Consider the following 22,768-nt stretch of genomic DNA (forward strand, 5'->3'; position numbering starts at 1 on the left):
TGCAGGTGCGCCAGGCCGTTTTCAGCCCGAAAATGGCCAGAACAGGTCGGCGAACGCATCCGGGCAGCCCCCCGGTGTCCTGGCGCCCGGCATCACATGCCGGCCCGCTGTTCTTGCCTGGCCGTTCGCGCCTCAGCCGTCAAAGAATTAAACTGTTCCATGTCTTTTGTTCATCATACCCAACCGGGAGATTTTTAATGTCCAAACCCGCCATGCGCGTTGCTGTCACCGGCGCCGCCGGCCAGATCGGCTACGCCCTGCTGTTCCGTATTGCCTCGGGCGAAATGCTCGGCAAAGACCAGCCCGTCATTCTTCAATTGCTCGAAATCCCCGACGAAAAGGCCCAGAAGGCGCTCAAGGGCGTCATGATGGAGCTTGACGATTGCGCCTTTCCGTTGCTGGCCGGCATGACGGCGCACAGCGACCCGCGCGAGGCCTTCAAGGACGCCGATGTAGCCCTGCTGGTGGGCGCCCGTCCCCGCGGCCCCGGCATGGAACGCAAAGACCTGCTGCAGGTCAATGCGCAGATCTTCACGGCGCAGGGCAAGGCACTGAATGATGTCGCCAGCCGCAACGTCAAGGTGCTGGTGGTCGGCAACCCCGCCAACACCAACGCCTATATCGCCATGAAGTCCGCCCCGGATCTGCCGGCCAAGAATTTCACCGCCATGCTGCGTCTCGACCATAACCGCGCGCTGTCGCAACTGGCTGCCAAATCCGGCAAGGCGGTTTCAGACATCGAAAAACTCATTGTCTGGGGCAACCACTCGCCCACCATGTATCCGGACATCCGCTTCGCCACCGTGGGCGGCGAAAGCCTGGCCGGCCTGATCAACGACGACGCCTGGAACCGCGACACGTTCATCCCTACCGTAGGCAAGCGCGGCGCCGCCATTATCGAGGCGCGCGGCCTGTCGTCAGCAGCGTCTGCCGCCAACGCAGCCATTGATCATGTGCACGACTGGGTACTGGGCTCCAACGGCAAGTGGGTCACCATGGGCATTCCGTCCGATGGCTCCTACGGCATCCCTGAAGGCATCATCTACGGCGTGCCCGTCACCACCGAAAACGGCGAGTACAAGCGCGTCGAAGGCCTGGAGATCGACGCATTCTCGCGCGAACGCATGGACTTCACCCTGAAGGAATTGCTCGAAGAACGCGACGGCGTGGCAGACCTGCTGAAATAATCAGGCAGCTTGCCGCAAAAGCGGGCCAGCCTCCCGCCAGCCCCACAACAGCCCGCAGCTCATCATTGAGCTGCGGGCTGTTTGTTGGTGCGGGGGAACCGCGCTGATGCCTGCTGGTCCATGAGCTTGAGTTTGCGCCATAGCGTTGTGCGGCTGATCCCCAACACCGTTGCCGCCTTGTCGCGATTGCCGCCGCACTCGGCCAGCACAGCGCGAATGCGTTCTGATTCCGCCACATCCCGGCTGGCGCGCAGTTTGCCATACTGGGGCTCGCCATGCTCCGCCAGGCCGCCTGGCGCAGAAAACAGCTCCGGCGCAATACTGCGAAGCTCGTCCAGCACGGCGCCGCTGCCCTCCCGATCCGAGTCATGAAAGACCATGGCGCGTTCAATGAGGTTCTCGAGCTCCCGAATGTTGCCAGGCCAGGCATAAGCGTGCGCGGCCCGCACTATGCTGTCGACAATGCCATCGCCCTGCCATGCCGCCGCGCCAGGCCCCTGCACATTCAATCGCCGCGCGATTTTGTCTCGCAGATGCGCGGCCAGCAAGGGCAGATCACCCTTGCGTTCGCGCAGCGGAGGCAGCCGCAAAAGCAGGATATTGAGCCGGTAATAGAGGTCGCTGCGAAACACGCCGGACCGCGCCCGAGCGCCAAGATCCTGATGCGTGGCGGCAACCACCCGCACGTCCACGGGCGTGGGCTCCGTGGCGCCAATGCGCAGCACCTCGCGCTCCTGAAGCACGCGCAAAAGACGCGTCTGCAACGACAACGGCATTTCGCCAATTTCATCCAGAAAGATGGTGCCGGTGTGCGCCGCCTCGAACAGCCCAATCTTGCCGCCGCGCGTCGAGCCCGTAAATGCGCCATCCACATAGCCGAACAATTCACTTTCCAGCAAACTATCCGGAAACGCGGCGCAGTTGATGGCCACAAACGGCTGATCCCGACGGGCGCTGGCATTGTGGATGCCCTGAGCCAACAGCTCCTTTCCAGTACCGCTTTCGCCGATGATCAGCACGGTTGCATCGCTGCGCGCACACATCAATGCCCTATCCCTGACCTTGCGTATCGCCTCGCTCTGGCCGATCAATTGATCCAGGCCATAGCGCGCCATGTTCGAACGCGGCTTGCCGCGTGAGCGCAAACTGCGGTCCATGCGCTGAATCGCGATCGGATCCTGGCACACCAGCACCGCACCCGTATGCCGGCCCTGCTCCACGATAGGCATGCGTGTGAGCACGACCGTCTTGCCGCCCAACTGATGCACCTGCTCAGACTCGCCCTGCCCCGTACGCAAGGTGTCCTGAAGGCTAAGCCCAGCGCTGACAGCGCTGAGGCGCTGGCCGATCACGCGCTCAGCGGCCAGCCCAAGGGTTTTCTCCATGGCGGGGTTAATGAGTTCTATCCGTTCGTCCAGATCCACGGCGATCACGCCATCCTTGAGCCTGCCGAGAATGGTGTTGAGCTTTTCGCGGCGCGCGGACTCCAGCCGCGAAATACGCGCCACTTCGATGGCGTCTTCAATGGCCTCTTGAACCGCGCCCTGCGAATACAGCAGGATGCCTTCGATGCCGTAAGAACGGGCAAGATCGACCACCAGTCCATGCCCCACCACGGCCTCCACGCCGAGCGAAAGCAGCTCACGCACGCAGGCTTCGGCCTCTTCCTCGGTGCTGTATGCACGCAATTGGACCTCAAGCGCAAACAGCTCATTGAAATGCCGCAGCTCGGGCGGAACCGTTCCATACGTGACCAGCGCAATCTTTCTCGAATGACGCGATGCCTTCGCCAGCCCGCGCATGATGTCCAGTCCGCCCGCCTTGACCAGCACCACTGGCACGTCAAGATGTTGCCGCAGAAAGCTGCCATTCGAGCCTGCCGACACAATGACGTCTATGCCCTGGCCTTGCCGCATGGCCAGCACATCGCTGACCGCTTCGCTATAGGCTTTGTCCAGGATCGACACCTCGGCAACCGCGCTGTAGTGCGGCGCGAGCTCTTCAAACAGCAGACGCAACTCGTGCATGCCAACGGCAGCCAAACGCAGGCGCGGTCCCGACACAGGAGGATAAACAGAGGACATGATGAGCGAACCAAGAGTTTGCCCGGAACACACCAGGACGATGTCCGGGACCTAACCATATCTTCGGCGTAGACTGCCCATACGAAACAAATCTGAAACACCGAAATCCCAATATTGAAACATACCATGAAACACTGAACAGACGGTTCGATATTGCAAGCGCGCCTGTTTTCCTTTGCAATAGACGGGTTTGCGGTGTGTGCCTGCCGCTCCCCGCAAGCCTTGTATAGGATCGCCATGACTGGCACGGTTATTGCTTGATTACTGCTAACTATTATTTACCCCAACAGCGAGGAACCTACAGTGCCCGACAACCTCATCTCCGCTGGCGCGCGGTTTCGCCAGGCTCTCCAAGAAGAACACCCCCTGCAGGTCATCGGCGCCATCAATGCCAATCACGCGCTGCTGGCGCAGCGCGCCGGCTACCGTGCGATCTATCTTTCCGGTGGCGGCGTCGCTGCGGGCTCCCTGGGCCTGCCCGACCTCGGCATCAATACGCTGGATGATGTGCTGACGGATATCCGCCGTATTACCGACGTCTGTGAACTGCCGCTGATGGTTGATATCGATACCGGCTTCGGCCCCTCCGCCTTCAATATCGCCCGCACCATCAAGAGTTTGATCAAATTCGGCGCGGCCGCCTGCCATATTGAAGACCAGGTGGGCGCCAAGCGCTGCGGCCATCGTCCCGGCAAGGAAATCGTTTCGCAGGGCGAGATGGTCGACCGCATCAAGGCGGCCGTCGACGCACGCACGGACGATAATTTTTTCATCATCGCGCGCACGGACGCCATCGCTGTCGAGGGCGTGGACAAAGCGCTGGAGCGTGCCCAGGCGTTTGTCGAAGCTGGCGCGGACGGCATTTTCGCCGAGGCTTCGTATGATCTCGCCACCTACGAACGGTTCAAGAAGACGCTGAATGTACCGGTGCTGGCCAACATCACCGAGTTCGGCAAGACGCCACTATTCACGGTACAGGAGCTTGCCAGCGTCAATGTCGATATCGTGCTGTATCCTCTTTCTGCCTTCCGCGCCATGAACAAGGCTGCGGAGACGGTGTATCAGGCTATCCGCCGCGACGGCCACCAAAAGAGTGTCGTCGACATCATGCAGACACGAGAAGAACTGTACGATCGCATCGGCTATCACGAGTTTGAATCCCGCCTCGATGCGCTCTTTCAACAGAGCAAATCGAAGTAACCCTATCAGGAGTATGAGACATGGCTACCAAAGCAGCTAAAACCGCCAAGACCGCAGCGCCCAAACCCAAGAAATCCGTCGCACTGTCGGGGGTGATCGCGGGCAATACCGCGCTCTGCACGGTTGGGCGCAGCGGCAACGATCTGCACTATCGCGGCTACGACATTCTCGATATCGCAGACACCTGCGAATTCGAGGAGGTCGCTCATCTGCTGATTCATGGCAAGCTGCCAACCAAGACTGAGCTGGCGGCCTACAAGGCCAAGCTGCGCAAACTGCGCGGCCTGCCCGCCCAGTTGCAGGCGGCGCTCGAGGCGCTGCCGGCAGCAAGCCACCCGATGGACGTGATGCGCACCGCCGTCTCGGTGCTGGGATGCCTGCTGCCCGAGAAAGACGATCACAATCTGCCCGATGCCCGCGATATTGCGGATCGCCTGATGGCCAACCTGGGCTCCGCCCTGCTGTACTGGTATCACTACAGCCACAATGGCTGCTACATCGACGTGCAGACCGATGACGACAGCATCGGCGGCCACTTCCTGCATATGCTGCACGGACAGAAACCCAGCGATGAATGGGTGCGCGCCATGCACACATCGCTCATCCTGTACGCGGAGCACGAGTTCAATGCGTCAACCTTCACTTGCCGTGTCATTGCCGGCACAGGCTCGGATATGTACTCGGCGATTGCCGGGGGCATCGGCGCGCTGCGCGGCCCCAAGCACGGTGGCGCCAACGAGGTCGCATTCGAGATCCAGAAGCGCTACGACTCTCCTGATGACGCCGAAGCCGACATCCGTCGCCGCGTCGAAAACAAAGAGGTTGTCATCGGCTTTGGACATCCGGTCTACACGGTTTCCGATCCACGCAACAAGGTCATCAAGGAAGTTGCCCGCAAGCTGTCCAGGACGCAAGGCAATATGAAGATGTTCAATATCGCCGAGCGCCTTGAAAGCGTAATGTGGGACATCAAGAAAATGTTCCCCAATCTGGACTGGTTCTCGGCCGTGTCGTATCACATGATGGGCGTGCCCACCGCGATGTTTACTCCCCTTTTCGTGATCGCGCGCACCGCCGGCTGGGCTGCGCACATCGTGGAACAGCGCGTGGACAATAAAATCATCCGGCCTACTGCCAACTACGTCGGTCCTGAAGACCAGAAGTTTGTGCCGATCAGCAAACGCCGCTGATCATCCGGCAAGCCACGGGGGTGCGCGCAGCGCAGCCTCCGTTGGCACCGACTGCCGCCCTCCTGATTCTCCTTATTTCGCACGCCATGAACACTGCATATCGCAAACCCCTGCCCGGCACCTCGCTGGACTACTTCGACACGCGCGAAGCCATTGATACCATCCAGCCCGGCGCCTACGACGGGCTGCCCTACACCTCGCGCGTGCTGGCCGAGAACCTGGTACGCCGCTGCGACCCCGCAACGCTGACCGATTCGCTCAAACAAATCATCGAACGCAGGCGAGACCTGGATTTCCCATGGTTTCCCGCGCGCGTCGTATGCCACGACATTCTGGGCCAGACGGCACTGGTGGACCTGGCCGGGCTGCGCGATGCCATTGCCGAAAAGGGGGGGGATCCTGCACTGGTCAACCCTGTGGTCCCCACGCAATTGATCGTCGACCACTCGCTGGCTGTCGAATTTGGCGGTTACGATAAAGACGCCTTCGCCAAAAACCGGGCCATCGAAGACAGGCGCAATGATGATCGCTTTCATTTCATCAACTGGACCAAAAAGGCGTTCAAGAACGTTGACGTGATTCCCCCGGGCAACGGCATCATGCACCAGATCAATCTGGAGCGCATGTCACCGGTGATCCATGCACGCGAAGGTGTCGCTTTTCCCGATACACTGGTGGGTACGGACAGCCATACGCCGCATGTGGACGCCCTTGGCGTCATCGCCATTGGCGTGGGCGGCCTGGAGGCCGAAAGCGTGATGCTGGGTCGCGCCTCATGGATGCGCCTGCCCGACATCATTGGGGTCGAGCTTACCGGCAAGCTGCCCTCTGGCTCCACCGCGACCGACCTTGTACTGGCCCTGACCGAATTCCTGCGCAACCAAAAGGTTGTTTCCTCCTATCTGGAGTTCTACGGCGAAGGAGCGTCCAGCCTGACCCTGGGCGATCGCGCGACCATTTCCAACATGACGCCGGAATACGGCGCCACGGCCGCCATGTTCTACATCGACCAGCAAACCATCGACTACCTGAAACTGACTGGCCGTGACGATGCTCAGGTCAAGCTGGTGGAAACCTACGCCAGGCAGGCAGGTTTGTGGGCTGACAGCCTGGCCAATGCCCAGTACGAGCGCGTGCTCAGATTCGATCTGTCATCGGTTGTGCGCAATATTGCCGGCCCGTCCAACCCGCACCGTCGCGTGCCTACTTCCGAACTCGCAGCCCGAGGCATTGCCGGCAAGGTGGAAAACGAACCGGGCCTGATGCCTGATGGCGCCGTCATTATCGCGGCCATCACCAGTTGCACCAACACCAGCAACCCGCGCAACGTCATTGCGGCGGGGCTGCTGGCGCGCAATGCCAATGCGCGCGGGCTCACCCGCAAACCCTGGGTGAAGTCTTCGCTCGCGCCCGGATCAAAAGCCGTACAGTTATATCTGGAGGACGCAAAACTGTTGCCCGAACTGGAGCAGCTCGGATTTGGGATTGTGGGCTTTGCCTGCACCACCTGTAACGGGATGAGCGGCGCACTCGATCCCAGCATTCAGAAAGAAGTCGTTGATCGCGACCTTTATGCCACGGCCGTGCTGTCGGGCAACCGCAACTTCGACGGACGCATCCATCCGTATGCCAAGCAGGCTTTCCTGGCCTCGCCGCCGCTGGTCGTGGCATACGCCATCGCAGGTACGATACGTTTCGACATAGAGAAAGACATTCTGGGTACAGACAAAGACGGCCAGGCTGTCACCCTCAAGGATATCTGGCCCAAAGATGAAGAGATCGACGCCATTGTCGCTGCCAGCGTCAAGCCAGCGTATTTCCGTCAGGTTTATGAGCCGATGTTCGCCGCCAGCGTGGAAAGCCACAGCCAGATCGATCCGCTGTACGACTGGCGCCCCACGAGCACATACATCCGCCGCCCGCCGTACTGGGAAGGGGCGTTGGCCGGCGAGCGATCCCTTACCGGCATGCGCCCGCTGGCCGTGCTGGGGGACAATATCACCACCGATCACCTGTCGCCCTCCAACGCCATTTTGCCAAGTAGCGCAGCGGGCGAGTATCTGGCCAAGATGGGGCTGCCCGAAGAGGATTTCAACTCTTACGCCACGCACCGTGGAGATCACCTGACCGCCCAGCGCGCCACCTTTGCCAACCCCAAGCTGCTGAACGAAATGGTGCTCGACAATGGCCAGATCAAACAGGGCTCGCTGGCACGGATAGAACCGGAGGGCAAGGTCACCCGCATGTGGGAAGCCATCGAAACCTATATGGAACGCAAGCAGCCGCTTATCATCATTGCCGGCGCCGATTACGGGCAAGGATCCTCACGCGACTGGGCCGCCAAGGGCGTGCGTCTGGCAGGCGTGCAAGCCATTGCTGCCGAAGGCTTTGAGCGCATCCATCGCACCAACCTGGTTGGCATGGGTGTGCTGCCGCTGGAATTCAAGCCGGGCGTGAATCGCAAGACCCTGAACATCGATGGCACAGAGACCTACGACGTTGTCGGAGCACCCACGCCACTGGCAACCCTGACCCTGGTCATCCACCGCAACAACGGTGAGCGTGTGGAAGTCCCCGTCACCTGTCGTCTCGATACCGCTGAAGAGGTGTCGATCTATGACGCGGGCGGTGTGCTGCAGCGCTTCGCACAGGACTTTATCGAATCAGCGGCTGCCGTCTAGCTTCCAGGAGCATATCATCGCCATGGCACATTTACCCCAGATCAAAATACCCGCCACCTATCTGCGCGGCGGCACCAGCAAAGGCGTGTTTTTTCGCCTGCAGGATTTGCCCGAATTGGCGCAAACACCTGGCGCGGCGCGCGATGCGCTGCTTCTGCGCGTCATCGGCAGCCCCGACCCCTACGGCAAGCAAACCGACGGCATGGGAGGCGCAACATCCAGCACGAGCAAAACAGTCATCATCTCCAAAAGCACCCGTCCGGATCATGATGTGGATTATTTGTTTGGCCAGGTCTCCATCGACAAACCCTTCGTCGACTGGAGCGGGAATTGCGGCAATCTGTCCGCCGCCGTCGGCCCCTATGCCATCAGCAATGGCTTTGTCGACCCCAGCCGCATTCCCCGAAACGGCACCGCTACCGTCCGTATCTGGCAGGCCAATATCGGCAAGACAATTGTTTCTCATGTCCCCATCACACATGGCGAGGTTAAGGAAACGGGCGACTTCGAACTCGACGGCGTCACCTTCCCGGCTGCCGAGGTGCAGCTCGAATTCATGGATCCCGCAGCGGACGAAGAGGGTGACGCAGGCTCGATGTTTCCGACTGGAAATCTGGTAGACGACCTGGACGTGCCCGGTGTCGGAACTCTCAAGGCGACCATGATCAATGCTGGGATTCCGACCGTTTTTATCAATGCCGGGGACATCGGCTACACAGGCACAGAACTTCAGGAAGCCATCAACGGCGACGACAAGGCACTGGCCATGTTCGAAACCATCCGCGCTCATGGCGCGCTGCGCATGGGTTTGATCTCCACGCTGGATGAAGCCGCGAAACGCCAGCACACGCCCAAGGTTGCATTTGTGGCAGGACCGGCCGATTATGTAGCCTCAAGCGGCAAACAGGTGGCAGCCAGCGACATCGACCTGCTTGTGCGTGCCCTGTCCATGGGCAAGCTGCATCATGCCATGATGGGCACCGCGGCTGTCGCAATCGGCACGGCGGCGGCGATCCCGGGCACACTGGTCAATCTCGCCGCCGGTGGCGGCGAACGCAACGCAGTGCGTTTCGGCCATCCGTCAGGCACGTTGCGGGTGGGTGCGCAGGCCACGCAAGAAAACGGCGAATGGGTCGTGCAGAAAGCCATCATGAGCCGCAGCGCCCGCGTGCTGATGGAAGGGTGGGTTCGCATTCCCGCCGGCACCTTCTGAGGCCGCAGGATCTTTACTCAGCAACAGGAAACACTATGTCCGCGCCTATATCCAACGTTCGCCCCGACCCTGATCAGGTTTTGGTCGATATCGTCGACTATGTACTCAATTATGAGATCACGAGCGAACTCGCCTACGAAACCGCCCGTAACGCCTTGATTGATACGCTGGGCTGCGGCCTGGAAGGGCTGGAGTATCCCGCGTGCACCAAGCTGATGGGCCCTATCGTGCCGGGCACAGTGGTGCCCAATGGCGCGAAAGTGCCCGGCACCCAGTTCCAGCTCGACCCCGTTCAGGCGGCTTTCAATATCGGCGTGATGATACGCTGGCTGGACTTCAATGACACCTGGCTGGCAGCAGAGTGGGGCCACCCCTCCGACAACCTGGGCGGCATTCTCGCCATGGCGGACTGGCTGTCGCGCAACGCGATTGCCGCCGGCAAGCCGCCGCTGGCCATGCGCGATGTGCTCACCGCCATGATCAAGGCCCACGAGATCCAGGGCTGCATCGCCCTGGAAAACTCCTTCAACAAAGTCGGGCTGGACCACGTCGTGCTGGTCAAGGTAGCCTCCACCGCTGTCGTATCGCAGATGCTGGGGCTATCGCGCGAAGAAATCATCAATGCGGTCTCGCTGGCCTGGGTCGACGGACAGAGCCTGCGCACTTACCGCCATGCCCCGAACACTGGCAGCCGAAAAAGCTGGGCTGCGGGCGACGCCACCAGCCGCGCCGTGCGCCTGGCCTTGATCGCCCGCACGGGCGAAATGGGCTACCCCTCGGTGCTCACCGCCAAGACCTGGGGGTTTTATGATGTGCTCTTCAAGGGCCAGCCCTTCACGTTCCAGCGCCCCTATGGCAGCTATGTGATGGAAAATGTGCTGTTCAAGATATCGTTTCCGGCCGAGTTTCACTCGCAGACCGCGGTCGAATGCGCCATGGCCATTCACAAAAAGCTGGCTGCGCTTGGCAAAACTGACGCGGATATCAAAAAGATCACCATCCGTACGCACGAAGCCTGCATCCGCATCATCGACAAAAAGGGTCCGCTCCACAACCCTGCCGACCGCGACCACTGCATTCAGTATATGGTTGCCGTTCCCCTGCTCTTTGGCCGCCTGACCGCCGCCGACTATGAAGACGCCATCGCGGCCGACCCGCGCATCGACGCACTGCGTGACAAGATGGAATGCGCGGAAGATCCGGCCTTTACCAAGGATTATCACGACCCTGAAAAACGCTCCATCGCCAATGCATTGACGGTTGAATTCAACGACGGCAGCATGCTGGACGAAATCGTTTGCGAGTACCCCGTTGGTCACAAACGGCGCCGCACGGAGGGCATCCCGCTGCTGGAAGCCAAATTCCGCACCAATCTCGCCCGCCGCTTTCCCGTCAGGCAACAACAGCGCATTCTTGACGTTTCGCTGGACCAGAAGAAACTGGAAGCGATGCCCGTGCATGAGTATGTTGACCTATACGTCATTTAAGACCGCACCGGTGTTCTCAGGCAGGCGCCGGCATGACCGGTCGCCCATCGCGCCGGCAACACGCCGGCTTGTGGCAAAATAGCTGGCTATGCTTACGACATTCATTCAATACGCGCTGCCGCTGGCTTTCACCATCATGGTCGCCTGCGTGCTCACCTGCCTGGTATCAGGGCTGGTGCTGTTCCTGTTTCGCCGTCGGGCCACCAATGAGGCCATGCGCCACCCCTACCTGGATCATCAGGTCTGGGATCGCTATCCACTGCCCATTCGGCTGGCCATCATGATGGATTATTTCTTTCGCCTCAGCTTTCCCAACACCCAATTCTGGGTGATCGGCAATGCCAACCGGCTGCTCGCTCACGTTAATCCCTCAGAAATCTCGTCGCGCATCAAATGGCCACTGATCGGCATGTGGGGCGGATGCTTTGTCGGCATTATCGCCATGATGCTGCTGTGGGCCTTCATCCTCCTCACCATGGCCTGAACACCGGAGCCCAAATCCCCATGAGTCGCACAATTGAACACAACGTCGCCGCCAGCCGCTTCGAATGGACAGAAGACGGCATTCTGTGCGTCCTGGATTACGAATTACAGAATGATGCCATGATCATCACCCACACTGGCGTCCCCCAGCCAGTGGGTGGCCGCGGCATCGCGGGCGACCTGGCCCAGGCCGCGCTGGACACGGCACGCGCCAATGGCTGGTCTGTGCGCCCCTTGTGCTCGTACGTCGATGCCTGGATACGGCGCCATCCCGAATACCAGGATCTGGTCGCCAACTGATTCGGCGACCGCCTGCTCACCCGTCTGCCCTGCGTTGCGACGCAAGTACGCAACATCACGCCGGCCAAGTCTTATATAAGATATAAGACATTTGCCTCAGCACAGGCTTTGCTTTTACAATATCGCCATAAAACATACTGTTATCCCCATCCAACGACAAAGGGCATGCACCATGCTGGAATCCTATCGCCAACACGTAGCCGAACGCGCCGCGTCAGGCATCCCTCCCCTGCCGCTTACCGCCCAGCAAACGGCAGAACTCATTGAACTCATCAAATCGCCACCGGCTGGCGAAGAAGCATACCTGCTTGATCTGTTCACGCATCGCGTTCCCGCTGGCGTAGACGAAGCCGCCATGGTCAAGGCCTCTTATCTGGCCGCCATTACGCTGGGCAAGGAAACCTGTTCCCTCATTAGCCCCAGGCAAGCCACCGAACTGCTCGGCACAATGTTGGGTGGCTACAATGTCAGCCCCCTCATTCAACTGCTCGACAATCCCGAACTGGCGCCCGTCGCCGCCGAAGGCCTGAAGAAAACCCTGCTGGTTTTCGACGCCTTCCACGACATCCAGGAAAAGGCTGAAAAAGGCAACCAGCACGCACGCGCAGTCCTGCAAAGCTGGGCTGATGCGGAATGGTTCACCAGCCGCCCGGAAGTCCCCGAAAGCCTGACACTGACCGTTTTCAAGGTCACTGGCGAAACCAACACCGACGACCTCTCCCCCGCCCCCGACGCCTGGAGCCGCCCCGACATCCCATTGCATGCACTCGCCATGCTCAAGAATCCGCGCCCAGGCATCGAGCCCGAAGAGCCCGGCAAGATCGGTCCCATCAAATTCCTGCAAAGCCTCAAAGAAAAAGGCCACCTGGTCGCCTATGTCGGCGACGTCGTCGGCACAGGCTCCTCCCGCAAGTCCGCAACCAACTCGGTCTTGTGGCACACCGGCGAAGACATTCCTTACGTGCCCAACAAACGCTTCGGCGGCGTATGTCTGGGTGGCAAGATCGCCCCCATCTTCTACAACACCATGGAAGACGCTGGCGCGCTGCCCATAGAGCTCGACGTTTCGCAGATGGACATGGGCGACGTCATCGAACTGCGTCCTTATGAAGGCAAGGCGCTGAAAGACGGCAAGGTCATCGCCGAATTTCAACTCAAATCCGACGTCCTGCTCGACGAAGCGCGCGCGGGCGGGCGCATTCCTCTTATCATCGGCCGCGGCCTTACCGCCAAGGCGCGCGACGCATTGGGCCTGCCGCCTTCAACGCTGTTCCGCCTGCCGCACAACCCCGCGGATACCGGCAAGGGATATACCCTGGCGCAGAAGATGGTTGGTCGCGCATGCAGCCTGCCCGAAGGCACCGGCGTACGTCCGGGAACCTACTGCGAGCCTCGCATGACATCCGTCGGCAGCCAGGACACCACCGGTCCCATGACACGCGACGAGCTCAAAGACCTCGCCTGCCTGGGCTTCTCGGCCGACCTGGTCATGCAGTCGTTCTGCCATACCGCGGCCTATCCCAAGCCCGTAGACGTCAAAACACACCATGAACTGCCAGACTTCATCAGCACCCGTGGCGGCGTATCCCTGCGCCCAGGCGACGGTATCATCCACTCCTGGCTGAACCGCATGCTCCTTCCCGACACTGTCGGCACAGGCGGCGACTCGCACACCCGCTTCCCAATCGGCATCAGCTTTCCGGCGGGTTCGGGCCTGGTGGCCTTCGCGGCCGCCACCGGCGTCATGCCGCTGGACATGCCCGAATCCGTACTGGTGCGCTTCAAGGGCGAGCTGCAGCCCGGCGTCACCCTGCGCGATCTGGTCAACGCCATCCCGCTGTACGCCATCAAGCAGGGCTTGCTGACCGTCGAGAAGGCCGGCAAGAAGAACATCTTCTCCGGCCGCATTCTCGAAATCGAAGGCCTGCCCAATCTCAAGATTGAACAGGCATTCGAATTGTCCGACGCCTCGGCCGAGCGTTCCGCAGCCGGTTGCACGGTGCGCCTGAGCAAAGAGCCCATCATCGAGTACATCAACAGCAACATCACGCTGCTCAAGTGGATGATTGCCAATGGCTACGAAGACGAACGCACGCTGGCCCGCCGCATCAAGGCAATGGAAGCCTGGCTGGCTGATCCCCAACTGCTCGAGCCAGACGCCGACGCCGAATACGCCGCCGTCATCGACATCGATCTGGCAGACATCATCGAACCCATCGTCGCCTGCCCCAACGATCCCGACGATGTCAAAACACTGTCCGATGTATCCGGCACAACCATCGACGAAGTCTTCATCGGAAGCTGCATGACCAACATCGGCCACTTCCGCGCGGCATCCAAGCTGCTCGAAGGCAAGCGCGATATCCCGACCAAGCTGTGGGTGGCCCCTCCCACCAAGATGGATCAAAAGCAACTCAGCGAAGAAGGCCACTACAACACGCTGGGAACAGCCGGTGCGCGCATGGAAATGCCGGGTTGCTCGCTGTGCATGGGCAACCAGGCACAGGTTCGCGAAGGCGCTACCGTGATGTCGACCAGCACACGCAATTTCCCGAACCGTCTGGGCAAGAACGCCAACGTCTTTCTGGGTTCGGCTGAACTTGCCGCCATCTGCTCCCGCCTGGGCCGCATTCCAACCCGCGAAGAGTATATGGCCGACATGGGCGTGCTCGCACAAAACAGCGATCAAATCTACCGCTACATGAACTTCGACCAAATCGAAGACTTCCGCGAGATCGCAGACGCTGTGGGCATCTGACGCGTCACAGCGACGCCATCCCTGCCGCGGCCCTAAAGGGCCATCAGTGCACGGGCGAGGTTAACCCCTCGCCCGTGCACTTATTTGCGGGCGGGGCGTTACACTAGGCTATTGGCCAATTATTCCTATACGTTGCATATGCCTGTTTCCTCGCCGTCCCGTCTTTCCCGCGATACGCAACGCCTGCTGTCGCTCACCGCGGCGCTCGCGCGTTCCGGCAGCCGCCTGGAAGATGCCTTCTGGGAGGCCCAGCTTGGCACGCTTCTGAATAAACTGCTGCTGGGCAAGAAAAACAAGTTTGTCGAAGCTGCGCTCGAACATCTGCTGGCAGCCGACACAAGCGCCTACGAAATCCTGGTCGAACAAGCTGAAACCTTGTCCGAATCTGCCATCATTTCGCTTGACGGAAAAGACTACGATGTGCTGCTGTTTTCTGCGCCGGTCGTCGCCTGGACGCGTTACCAGCTGCCTGACACCACGCTTTCGGAAACTCAGCACGAAACCTTGCTCGCCCTGGTCCGCCAGCATATTGCCGCAGACAATACCCAGATCACCCTGTTGCCTGCCTTGGTGGGTTTCGACCAAATGCCACAAACCTTCCAGGACACCCGCCAATGGACACAGCGGATGGCCATGCAAGCCTTGGGGATGGCCGCCGAACCGTGCACTCTCAACAAAGCCATCGAAACAGACACCCTGCTTGCGGACGCCCGTTTCGTCGTGGGCGTCGTTGTGGCGCCGCGTGGCAGTGCGCTGTTCCGCTGGCAAACCGAGCAGGCCGACGATAGTCTCACTACGCGGGACCAATGCAAAGAAGCCTGGATACAGGCGGCGGCGCCCGTGCTCTCGCCGCTGTTCACGGGCTGCCAAATGGAATACCTGCAGCCAGACGCCTATTACGTCAACAGCCGGGAAGCCGATCGGCGCATCCGCCCGTTGGCGCTCAAGGCCGCCGTCACATGGCTGCAGAGCGCTGTACACCTGTCCGGCGCCGAGTTGCGCGCCATCATCGCAGGCTGCGGAGAATCCGCCATCGAAGAGTACCGTGTGGGCTTCAGTACCCGCCAGAGCAATGATGTCATTTACGGCTGCATCTGGCCTGTGCTCAGCAAAGAGGAAGCCTTCGCCGATGGGCTGGAATCCGGCCAGGTTGATGTCCCGGACGAAATCGCCGCTTTGCTCAAGGAATTGAGCGTGGGCGATATTCGCCGCCTGCCCGGCATCTATCCGCTGGAATTCTGCGACGACTGCGGCGCGCCCCTGTTTCCCAATCCGTTGGGAGAAATGCTGCATCCAGAGCTGCCTGAAGAAACCGATATGAGTCCCCTTCATTTCCACTGAATGCGCCCGCTGTCTTTCGACATTTTTTGCCGCGTCGTCGACAACTATGGCGATATCGGGGTGTGCTGGCGATTGGCGCGCCAACTATCGGGCATGGCCGGAGTGGCGGACCTGCGCCTCTGGGTTGACGACCTGGCCACGTTTGCCCGCATCGCCCCCGGCGTCAGGACCGGCCTCGCCATTCAGCACATAGACGCCGAGCCCTCGCAAGGCCTTCTCGGGCAAGACAGGCAGCCGCGCAGCGTCGAGATCCGTCACTGGACACCTCACGCGCCGTTACCCGAGGCCCACGACATCGTTGTCGAGGCCTTCGCCTGCGATCCGCCAGCCGATTTCATCGAAAGCATGGTTCGTCGAGACAGCTTGTGGATCAACCTGGAGTACTTGAGCGCGGAAGACTGGGTCGCAAGCTGCCATGCCCAGCCGTCTCTGCAGCGCAATGGGTTGCGCAAAGCCTTCTTCTTTCCCGGTTTTACTCCCGGAACAGGCGGACTCCTGCGTGAAGCAGACCTGCTGATTGAACGAGATCGCTGGCAAGCCGATCCAGCTACGCGAGCGACACTGCTGGCACGGCTGGCACTTCCGGACACAGACATCGACGCGCTGGTCAGCGGCGGTGCGCGCCAGATCCTGCTGTTCTGCTATCCCGATGCGCCCGCCCAGGCGCTGGTAGACGCCCTGAACACCCAGCAAAGGGCGAGTGTGATGTTGGTGCCCAGCGGTGTATGCCCCGGGCTTGCCCGGGGCCGCCACGCGAACGTGACGGTGCGCGATATCCCTTTTCTGGACCAGGCAGGGTTTGACCGCCTGCTCTGGACCAGCGATCTGAACTGTGTTCGGGGTGAGGATTCGCTGATACGCGCCTTGTGGGCAGGCCGCCCCCTCCTGTGGCATATCTATTCGCAACAAGACCTGGCCCATATGACCAAACTGCAGGCATGGCTGGACTTATCGCCTTTCGGAAATCCTGTCCGCCAAGCGATGACCTGCTGGAACAGCGCCGATGGCCGCGGCTTTTCCGCAGCACTGGAAAGCGCCTTGCATCCCTCTGCCTGGCAGGCGTGGCAGGCCGCCAGCGCCAGCTGGTCGCAGCAGCTCGCCGAACAGACAGACCTGGCCACTTCCCTGCTGGCCTTCTGCGCGCAAGCGAACGCTCGCCAAAAGCGTTAAAATGTCAGGCTTTGCAAGCCTGCTCCGGCCCGCAGTGTCCTCTGGCGGAGCAACCACCCCCGGAGTTTCAAACATCTATGAAAACCGCACAAGAACTGCGTGTTGGCAACGTGATCATGGTCGGCAGCGACCCGTTGGTCGTTCAAAAAGCCGAATACAACAAGTCGGGCCGCAACTCGGCTGTCGTCAAGCTCAAATTCAAGAATCTGCTTACCGGTTCGGGCAGCGAATCCGTTTACAAGGCCGACGAAAAATTCGAAGTCGTTGTGCTCGAAAACAAAGAGTGCACCTATTCGTACTACGCGGATCCCATGTATGTGTTCATGGACGAAGAATACAACCAGTATGAAGTCGAGGCCGAAAGCATGGGCGACGCCCTGGATTACCTCGAAGAAGGCATGCAGGTCGGTGTTGTGTTCTATGACGGCCGCGCCATCTCGGTTGAACTGCCCACCATCGTCGTGCGCGAAATCACCTATACCGAGCCTGCCGTCAAGGGCGACACATCGGGCAAGGTGCTCAAGCCAGCCAAAACCAGCACAGGCATGGAAGTCGCGGTTCCCCTGTTCTGCAACATCGGCGACAAGATTGAAATCGACACCCGTACCGGTGAATACCGCAGCCGCGTGATGTAAATCGCATACCGCCCGCCAGCGCGGTACGGCAAGACCAGGGCAGATGCCGCCAAGCACGGCATCTGCCCTGGTCGTTTTTGCTAGAAACGGTAGTTCATCCCCATCATGTAGCGCGCGGTATTGCCCTGATCCCGAATCACCTGGTCATCGAGCGAATAGCGCCTGGCAAAGCCCCCCATCGCATACAGCCGCACACGCGGCGATAAGGCATGCACATAGCCAAGCGTAGCCAGTTGTCCTGGGCGCGGCGCCTTACCGTTGCTCCAGTGCCAGTTCGGGCGAACATAAGACCACTGCAGCAGCATCTCGTCCCCACTGCCCACTGGCATCGCCATCCCTACCAGATAGGCGTCCAAATGTCCGCCAAACGCAAACTCCCTGGCGCCCAAGCCCATCCCTAAAGCATCCGGATCACCACCGTTTAACCCAACATAACCATTGCGCTGCCGGCTCCACGCCAATGACACCCGTGCGATCCCCATATCGTAAGCGAGCCCCCATTGCCAGGCGCTCGGGTCCCGGGCGTCAGCCAACGCCGTATCCGATAGCCAGGTCTTGTCCCAACTGACCACCACAACCCAGGGACCATATTCATAGCGCAGCGCAAGGCTGCCATGGGGAGAACGGCGCCCCAGAACCTGTGAACCCAAGACATCAAAGCTATAACCCACGCCAGCGCTGAGCCCACCCAAAGAGGGAGAGAGATAAGTGAGGTCGTTGTTCAAAGCGTAGTTATCCGAGGCCTTCAGCGTTGCCCCCATCCCCATATCCTTCCAGGGCGCAACCTCAAGTTGGCTGAAAAACTGCTGCGAGACCGGTTGCTGGCGCCCCAGGCGCAGCGATCCAAACCGCTCGTTGGCCACCCCCAACCAGGCCGAATTATTGAACAGTGCAGCCTGATCATCCAGTTGGCCGGTCGCGGCGTCTATCCGGGATTCAAGCATGAACTCGGCGCGCCATCCCTGCGCCAGCGATGCGTTGCCTTGCAAGCCGAACAGGCTGTCGCTGAAGCCACCGGACGTCAGCCCGTGGCTTGATCTGTTCGCCATGTTGGCGCCCTGCGTGTGGGTAGACACCACAGCGGCATCCACAGTCCCATAGAGCGTTACACCCGGTTCTTGCGCGAACGACAGCGCGGCAACCCCCGCCTGCACAGCCAGCGCGATCATCAACGGCAATCCTTTCATTTTGATCTCGTCAAGGCATCAAATAGAAACACGTCGCATTCTCACTATGGAGACGAGCAACAGAATACCGTCAGGGGCTTACATCCTGCTGAATTCCGGAGGCAGAATCTTTGTTACTGCAGACGATCGTCGTCGAGAAATTCGGGTATGGGCATGATGGCGATGCCATCGGCGGCCAGCTCTGCTCTTTCTTCGGGCGTGGCGGTGCCACGTATGGCCCGTTCTTCGATTTCGCCTTCGTGCATACGCCTGGCCTCGCTGGCAAAATCATCGCCCACATTCTCGGTGTTGCGCACCATTTGCCGAATTTGGCGCAAGACTTCAGCCTGAAGCTGGGCCATCCCTGCCTGCCCGGGCGCGACCACGGTCGCCTCTGGCTGCCTGCCAGCGACTGCCTCGTTTTCGCGCCGGATATGGCTGACATTCAGCCTGGGCGCGGACAGCTTCTTGCTGACCTGATGACTGTCGCATACAGGGCAGGACAGCAGGCCGCGGGCTCGTTGGGATTCGTAATTGTCTTCCGACCCGAACCAGCCTTCGAACACGTGACCCTGCTCGCATTGGAGATCATAAACTTTGAGTGCCATGGCAACAATATGAGGGCGAAAAACAGGGTTTCAAGACAAGGCTGCCTGGTTGAAACGCTATAGCCGGGGCACGGCGTCAAGCAGGCGACGGGTTTGTGCATGAGCGGGATGGGCCAGCACGGCGCCCGCTTCACCCAGTTCAACGATAACACCTTCGTGCATGACCGCGATTCGGTCAGCCAGGTACTCGACCACGCCGAAATTGTGCGTAATAAACAAATAAGCAATGTTGAATTCGGCCTGCAAAGCCTGCAGCAAGTCCAGTATCTGCGCCTGCACCGAAACATCGAGCGCCGAAGTGGGCTCATCGCATATCAACACGGCGGGCTCCACAGCCAGCGCCCGCGCAATCGCTATACGCTGGCGCTGCCCGCCCGAAAACTCATGTGGATATCGCCCCACGGTGTCACGCGGCAGGCCTACGCGCTCAAGCAGATGGCGTATCTGGTTATGCCGCTGGGTACGGGTGCGATCCGGATGCAGGGCCGCAATGCCTTCGTCAAGGATCTCACCCACCAGCATGCGCGGATCCAGTGACGCATAGGGATCCTGAAAAACGATTTGTATCCGCTGGCGCAAACGACGCAAGGCAGCCCCACGCGCTTTCAGTAGATCGACACCCTCCAGCTCCGCCCTGCCGCGCACCATCGCCTGCTTTTCGAGCAGGCGCAGCAGGGCTTTGGCGGTGGTGGTTTTTCCACAGCCTGATTCGCCCAGCAAGGCCAGGGTTTCACCCCGCTGCAGCTCAAAACTGACACCCTTGACGATACGCGTGCCTTCTGGCGCCGGTCCCCAGAACCGACGTTTATGTGTATAGGCCACAGTAAGGTCGGTAACCGACAGCACCGGGCCGCTCCGATGATCCGGCACGGCCCTGTCACCCGCGCTATCGTTGACGATGGATAGTCCCGGCACTGTCGCAGCCGGTATGGCGTCTGACGGCAAGCTGCCACCGCCAGAAACCGCCTCCATTCCGGCCGACAAGGGTTTGCCGCGCTTGGCATAGGTAGGCACGGCCGCCAGCAACTGCCGGGCATAAGGATGGCGAGGCGCGCTGAAGAAGGTTGGCGCGTCCACGGTTTCGACGATTTCACCGTCGCGCATCAATGCCACGTAATCCGCGACATTCTTCACGACGGCGAGATCATGCGTGATCAAAAGAATCGCCAGCCCCATTTCCTTCTGGATGTCAGCGAGCAGCTGCAGTATCTGCGCCTGCACCGTTACATCAAGTGCCGTGGTCGGTTCATCCGCAATCAGAAGCCTGGGTTCTGCAGCCAGGGCAACGGCAATCATGATGCGCTGCTTCTGTCCGCCTGAAAACTGGAAGGGGTAATCATCCAGCCGCCTGGCCGCATCCTGTACCCCCACCCGCTCCAGCCACCACGCCGCACGTTCAGACAACGCTGCCCCACGACAAGTGGTATGCATGCGCAGCGTCTCGTAAAGCTGCTGACGCACCGTCATCACCGGATCGAGGCTGGTGGCGGGTTCCTGAAAGATGATGCCGATCTGCTTTCCTCGTATCGCCCGCATGCCGCGTTCCGACAAGCCATTGAGCTCTACCTCGCCCAGCCTGATATGCCCGGCCGCAATATGGCCTGCTTCTGGAAGCAAGCGCAGCAAAGCGAGGGCGGTCATGCTCTTGCCGCAACCTGATTCGCCCACCAGCGCAAACGTTTGCCCACGGCGCACCGCGATGCTCAATGCCTTGACGGCCTGGGTTACGCCCGCCTCACCCGCAATCTGAACAGACAGGCGTTCCACGGTCAGCACGGGATCGTCGGCGAGGCCGGCGTGAGTGGTCTCCGTCATTGCGCCACCTTGACTGAAACAGGCCGCGCGCGCAGCCTGCGCATGCGCGGATCAAATGCATCCTGGACCGCATCCGCAAAAATATTGGCCGACAGCACCAGCGCCAGCAAGAATACAAAAGCACCGAGCAGATTCCACCAAATCATTGGATCGCGCGACATTTCCAGGCGCGCGGAGTCAATCATGGTGCCAAATGACGGCGTACTGGGATCCACGCCGATACCCAGATACGACAGCACAGCCTCATACAGCACGAGCCCTGAAAACTCCAGCACCAGCGTAATCAGCACGATATGCATAACGTTGGGCAGCAAATGCCTGCGCATGATACGCCAGTGTCCCACGCCGAAAGCCCGCGCCGCCTGCACATATTCGAGTTCCCTGAGCTTGAGCGTTTCTGCTCGCAAAAGTCGGCACAGGCCTGCCCAGCCCGTCAGCCCGAGAATCATGCACAACATGAACAGACGCAAATCAGCCCGCGCCGCAACCGTATCAAACAGCGACGGGTTGTTGTCGATGTAGACCTGCATCATCAATACACAGGCGGCTATCAGCAGCACCCCTGGTATCGACGTGAGTGTGGTGTAAACGTACTGGATGACATCATCGACCTTGCCCTTGAAATAGCCCGCCGCGATCCCGAAGGCAAGCGCGGGCGGCAGCATGGCCAGTGTCGTGAGCGTACCGATCACCAGGGCCGTGCGGATGCTCTTTATGCATTGCCACAACACATCATTGCCGGTGCGATCCGTGCCCAGCACATGATAGTTGGTGCTCAACGCCAGAGCCGCGCAAAACAATAGCAAAAGCATACTGAGCGTCAGCCACATTGCCCGCCAGGGCACGTCTGATTCACGCTGCCACCAGATACGCCAGGCCTGCGCGAAGGTGCGGCCGCGCTTGTGCCCCAGCGTCAGCAACAACGCCGCCGCCAGCGCTGCTCCGAGCCCGATCACCACGCCTGCCGCCAGGCGTCGGTAGACATCCGCCCAGTGCGTGGGACCATCCTCAACGCCCCGCCCCGCATGCTGCAGCCGGGGGAAATCGCGAACGGGTTCGCCGTCGACGATCTCGGTTTCTTTGGTGAATCGCCGTATGGCCAGCGGCGCAGAATAGGTTTTCTCATGTTGCGAGAGCTGCGTCAGCGACAGCAAGTCATCCAGCGCCGAGCGCAACACGGGGGAGTAAATGGAAGCCGGCTTGTCGGCGCTGGTGGAAGCCGAGGCAACCGGTGGCAGCAAGGGCCGGTAATGAATGGAGTCGAGCAGGCCTGCGGCGGCGAAGAAAACCAGCACGACTGCCGCGCACATGGCAGAAGGTGTTCGCGCCACGCTTTTCCAGGCCATGCGCAGCGAGGCGCTGCCCTTCACCCGCCAGGCATAGGCCAGCACACCCGCCACCAGGAGGAATACAAAAATATCAGTCCAGAGAAAGACGAATTTGGGCATGG

General features: G+C 60.3%; 17 protein-coding genes. 12 read left to right on the forward strand and 5 right to left on the reverse strand.

All coding sequences use genetic code 11. From position 1 onward, the window contains the following. The first annotated feature begins 197 nt into the window (after positions 1-197). Positions 198-1,187: a malate dehydrogenase gene (locus ERE07_RS08705; protein WP_130008431.1), complete on the forward strand. Its 990-nt coding sequence runs from the start codon at positions 198-200 to the stop codon at positions 1,185-1,187. Between the two features lie 62 nt (positions 1,188-1,249). On the opposite strand, the gene prpR is transcribed toward ERE07_RS08705, so the two are convergent. Beyond that, positions 1,250-3,271, reverse strand: coding sequence for a propionate catabolism operon regulatory protein PrpR (gene prpR, locus ERE07_RS08710; RefSeq protein WP_130008432.1), 2,022 nt, complete (start codon positions 3,269-3,271; stop codon positions 1,250-1,252). A gap of 303 nt (positions 3,272-3,574) precedes the next feature. Here prpR and prpB point away from each other — a divergent pair, with 303 nt between their 5' ends. The 11 genes from prpB (at position 3,575) to efp (ending at position 17,729) form a co-directional block, all read left to right on the forward strand. Continuing rightward, positions 3,575-4,471 carry a methylisocitrate lyase gene (gene prpB, locus ERE07_RS08715; protein ID WP_209021118.1) on the forward strand — a complete coding sequence of 299 codons (897 nt, stop codon included), beginning with the start codon at positions 3,575-3,577 and terminating at the stop codon, positions 4,469-4,471. Between the two features lie 20 nt (positions 4,472-4,491). Further along, on the forward strand, positions 4,492-5,661 hold the full coding sequence (gene prpC, locus ERE07_RS08720) for a bifunctional 2-methylcitrate synthase/citrate synthase (protein WP_130008433.1): 1,170 nt from the start codon (positions 4,492-4,494) through the stop codon (positions 5,659-5,661). 86 nt (positions 5,662-5,747) lie between these two features. Beyond that, positions 5,748-8,342, forward strand: a complete 2,595-nt coding sequence (acnD, locus tag ERE07_RS08725) for a Fe/S-dependent 2-methylisocitrate dehydratase AcnD (RefSeq protein ID WP_209021119.1) — start codon at positions 5,748-5,750, stop codon at positions 8,340-8,342. 22 nt (positions 8,343-8,364) lie between these two features. After that, positions 8,365-9,555 (forward strand): 2-methylaconitate cis-trans isomerase PrpF, encoded by a 1,191-nt coding sequence (gene prpF / locus ERE07_RS08730; protein WP_130008434.1) that lies wholly within the window; start codon positions 8,365-8,367, stop codon positions 9,553-9,555. A gap of 35 nt (positions 9,556-9,590) precedes the next feature. Next, positions 9,591-11,042, forward strand: coding sequence for a bifunctional 2-methylcitrate dehydratase/aconitate hydratase (locus ERE07_RS08735; protein WP_130008435.1), 1,452 nt, complete (start codon positions 9,591-9,593; stop codon positions 11,040-11,042). A gap of 88 nt (positions 11,043-11,130) precedes the next feature. Beyond that, positions 11,131-11,526, forward strand: a complete 396-nt coding sequence (locus ERE07_RS08740) for a hypothetical protein (RefSeq protein WP_130008436.1) — start codon at positions 11,131-11,133, stop codon at positions 11,524-11,526. A gap of 20 nt (positions 11,527-11,546) precedes the next feature. Further along, entirely contained in the window at positions 11,547-11,825 is a 279-nt protein-coding gene (locus ERE07_RS08745) for a GNAT family N-acetyltransferase (RefSeq protein ID WP_130008437.1), read from the forward strand. A gap of 172 nt (positions 11,826-11,997) precedes the next feature. Beyond that, a complete protein-coding gene (gene acnB / locus ERE07_RS08750; protein ID WP_130008438.1) occupies positions 11,998-14,583 on the forward strand; it encodes a bifunctional aconitate hydratase 2/2-methylisocitrate dehydratase in 2,586 nt (861 codons plus the stop codon). A 138-nt stretch (positions 14,584-14,721) separates the two neighbouring features. Continuing rightward, positions 14,722-15,924 carry a DUF2863 family protein gene (locus ERE07_RS08755; RefSeq protein ID WP_130008439.1) on the forward strand — a complete coding sequence of 401 codons (1,203 nt, stop codon included), beginning with the start codon at positions 14,722-14,724 and terminating at the stop codon, positions 15,922-15,924. 9 nt (positions 15,925-15,933) lie between these two features. After that, complete coding sequence (earP, locus tag ERE07_RS08760) at positions 15,934-17,094, forward strand: elongation factor P maturation arginine rhamnosyltransferase EarP (RefSeq protein ID WP_167670821.1); 1,161 nt, start codon at positions 15,934-15,936, stop codon at positions 17,092-17,094. Between the two features lie 77 nt (positions 17,095-17,171). Then, entirely contained in the window at positions 17,172-17,729 is a 558-nt protein-coding gene (gene efp, locus ERE07_RS08765; RefSeq protein ID WP_130008441.1) for an elongation factor P, read from the forward strand. 80 nt (positions 17,730-17,809) lie between these two features. Here efp and ERE07_RS08770 read toward each other — a convergent pair whose 3' ends face one another. The 4 genes from ERE07_RS08770 to ERE07_RS08785 all read right to left on the reverse strand — a co-directional run bounded on the left by ERE07_RS08770 (position 17,810) and on the right by ERE07_RS08785 (position 22,766). Then, a complete protein-coding gene (locus tag ERE07_RS08770; protein ID WP_130008442.1) occupies positions 17,810-18,916 on the reverse strand; it encodes a porin in 1,107 nt (368 codons plus the stop codon). 113 nt (positions 18,917-19,029) lie between these two features. Continuing rightward, a complete protein-coding gene (locus ERE07_RS08775) occupies positions 19,030-19,503 on the reverse strand; it encodes a DUF1178 family protein (protein WP_130008443.1) in 474 nt (157 codons plus the stop codon). Between the two features lie 57 nt (positions 19,504-19,560). Continuing rightward, positions 19,561-21,318 (reverse strand): ABC transporter ATP-binding protein, encoded by a 1,758-nt coding sequence (locus ERE07_RS08780; RefSeq protein ID WP_130008444.1) that lies wholly within the window; start codon positions 21,316-21,318, stop codon positions 19,561-19,563. Continuing rightward, the gene (locus tag ERE07_RS08785) at positions 21,315-22,766 is read right to left on the reverse strand and encodes an ABC transporter permease (RefSeq protein ID WP_130008445.1); all 1,452 of its coding nucleotides are present in this window, start codon (positions 22,764-22,766) and stop codon (positions 21,315-21,317) included. Before ERE07_RS08785 ends, ERE07_RS08780 begins: the two co-directional genes overlap by 4 nt. Positions 22,767-22,768 lie beyond the last annotated feature (2 nt).

This window comes from Allopusillimonas ginsengisoli (genome assembly GCF_004153455.1).
GTDB lineage: Bacteria > Pseudomonadota > Gammaproteobacteria > Burkholderiales > Burkholderiaceae_B > Allopusillimonas > Allopusillimonas ginsengisoli.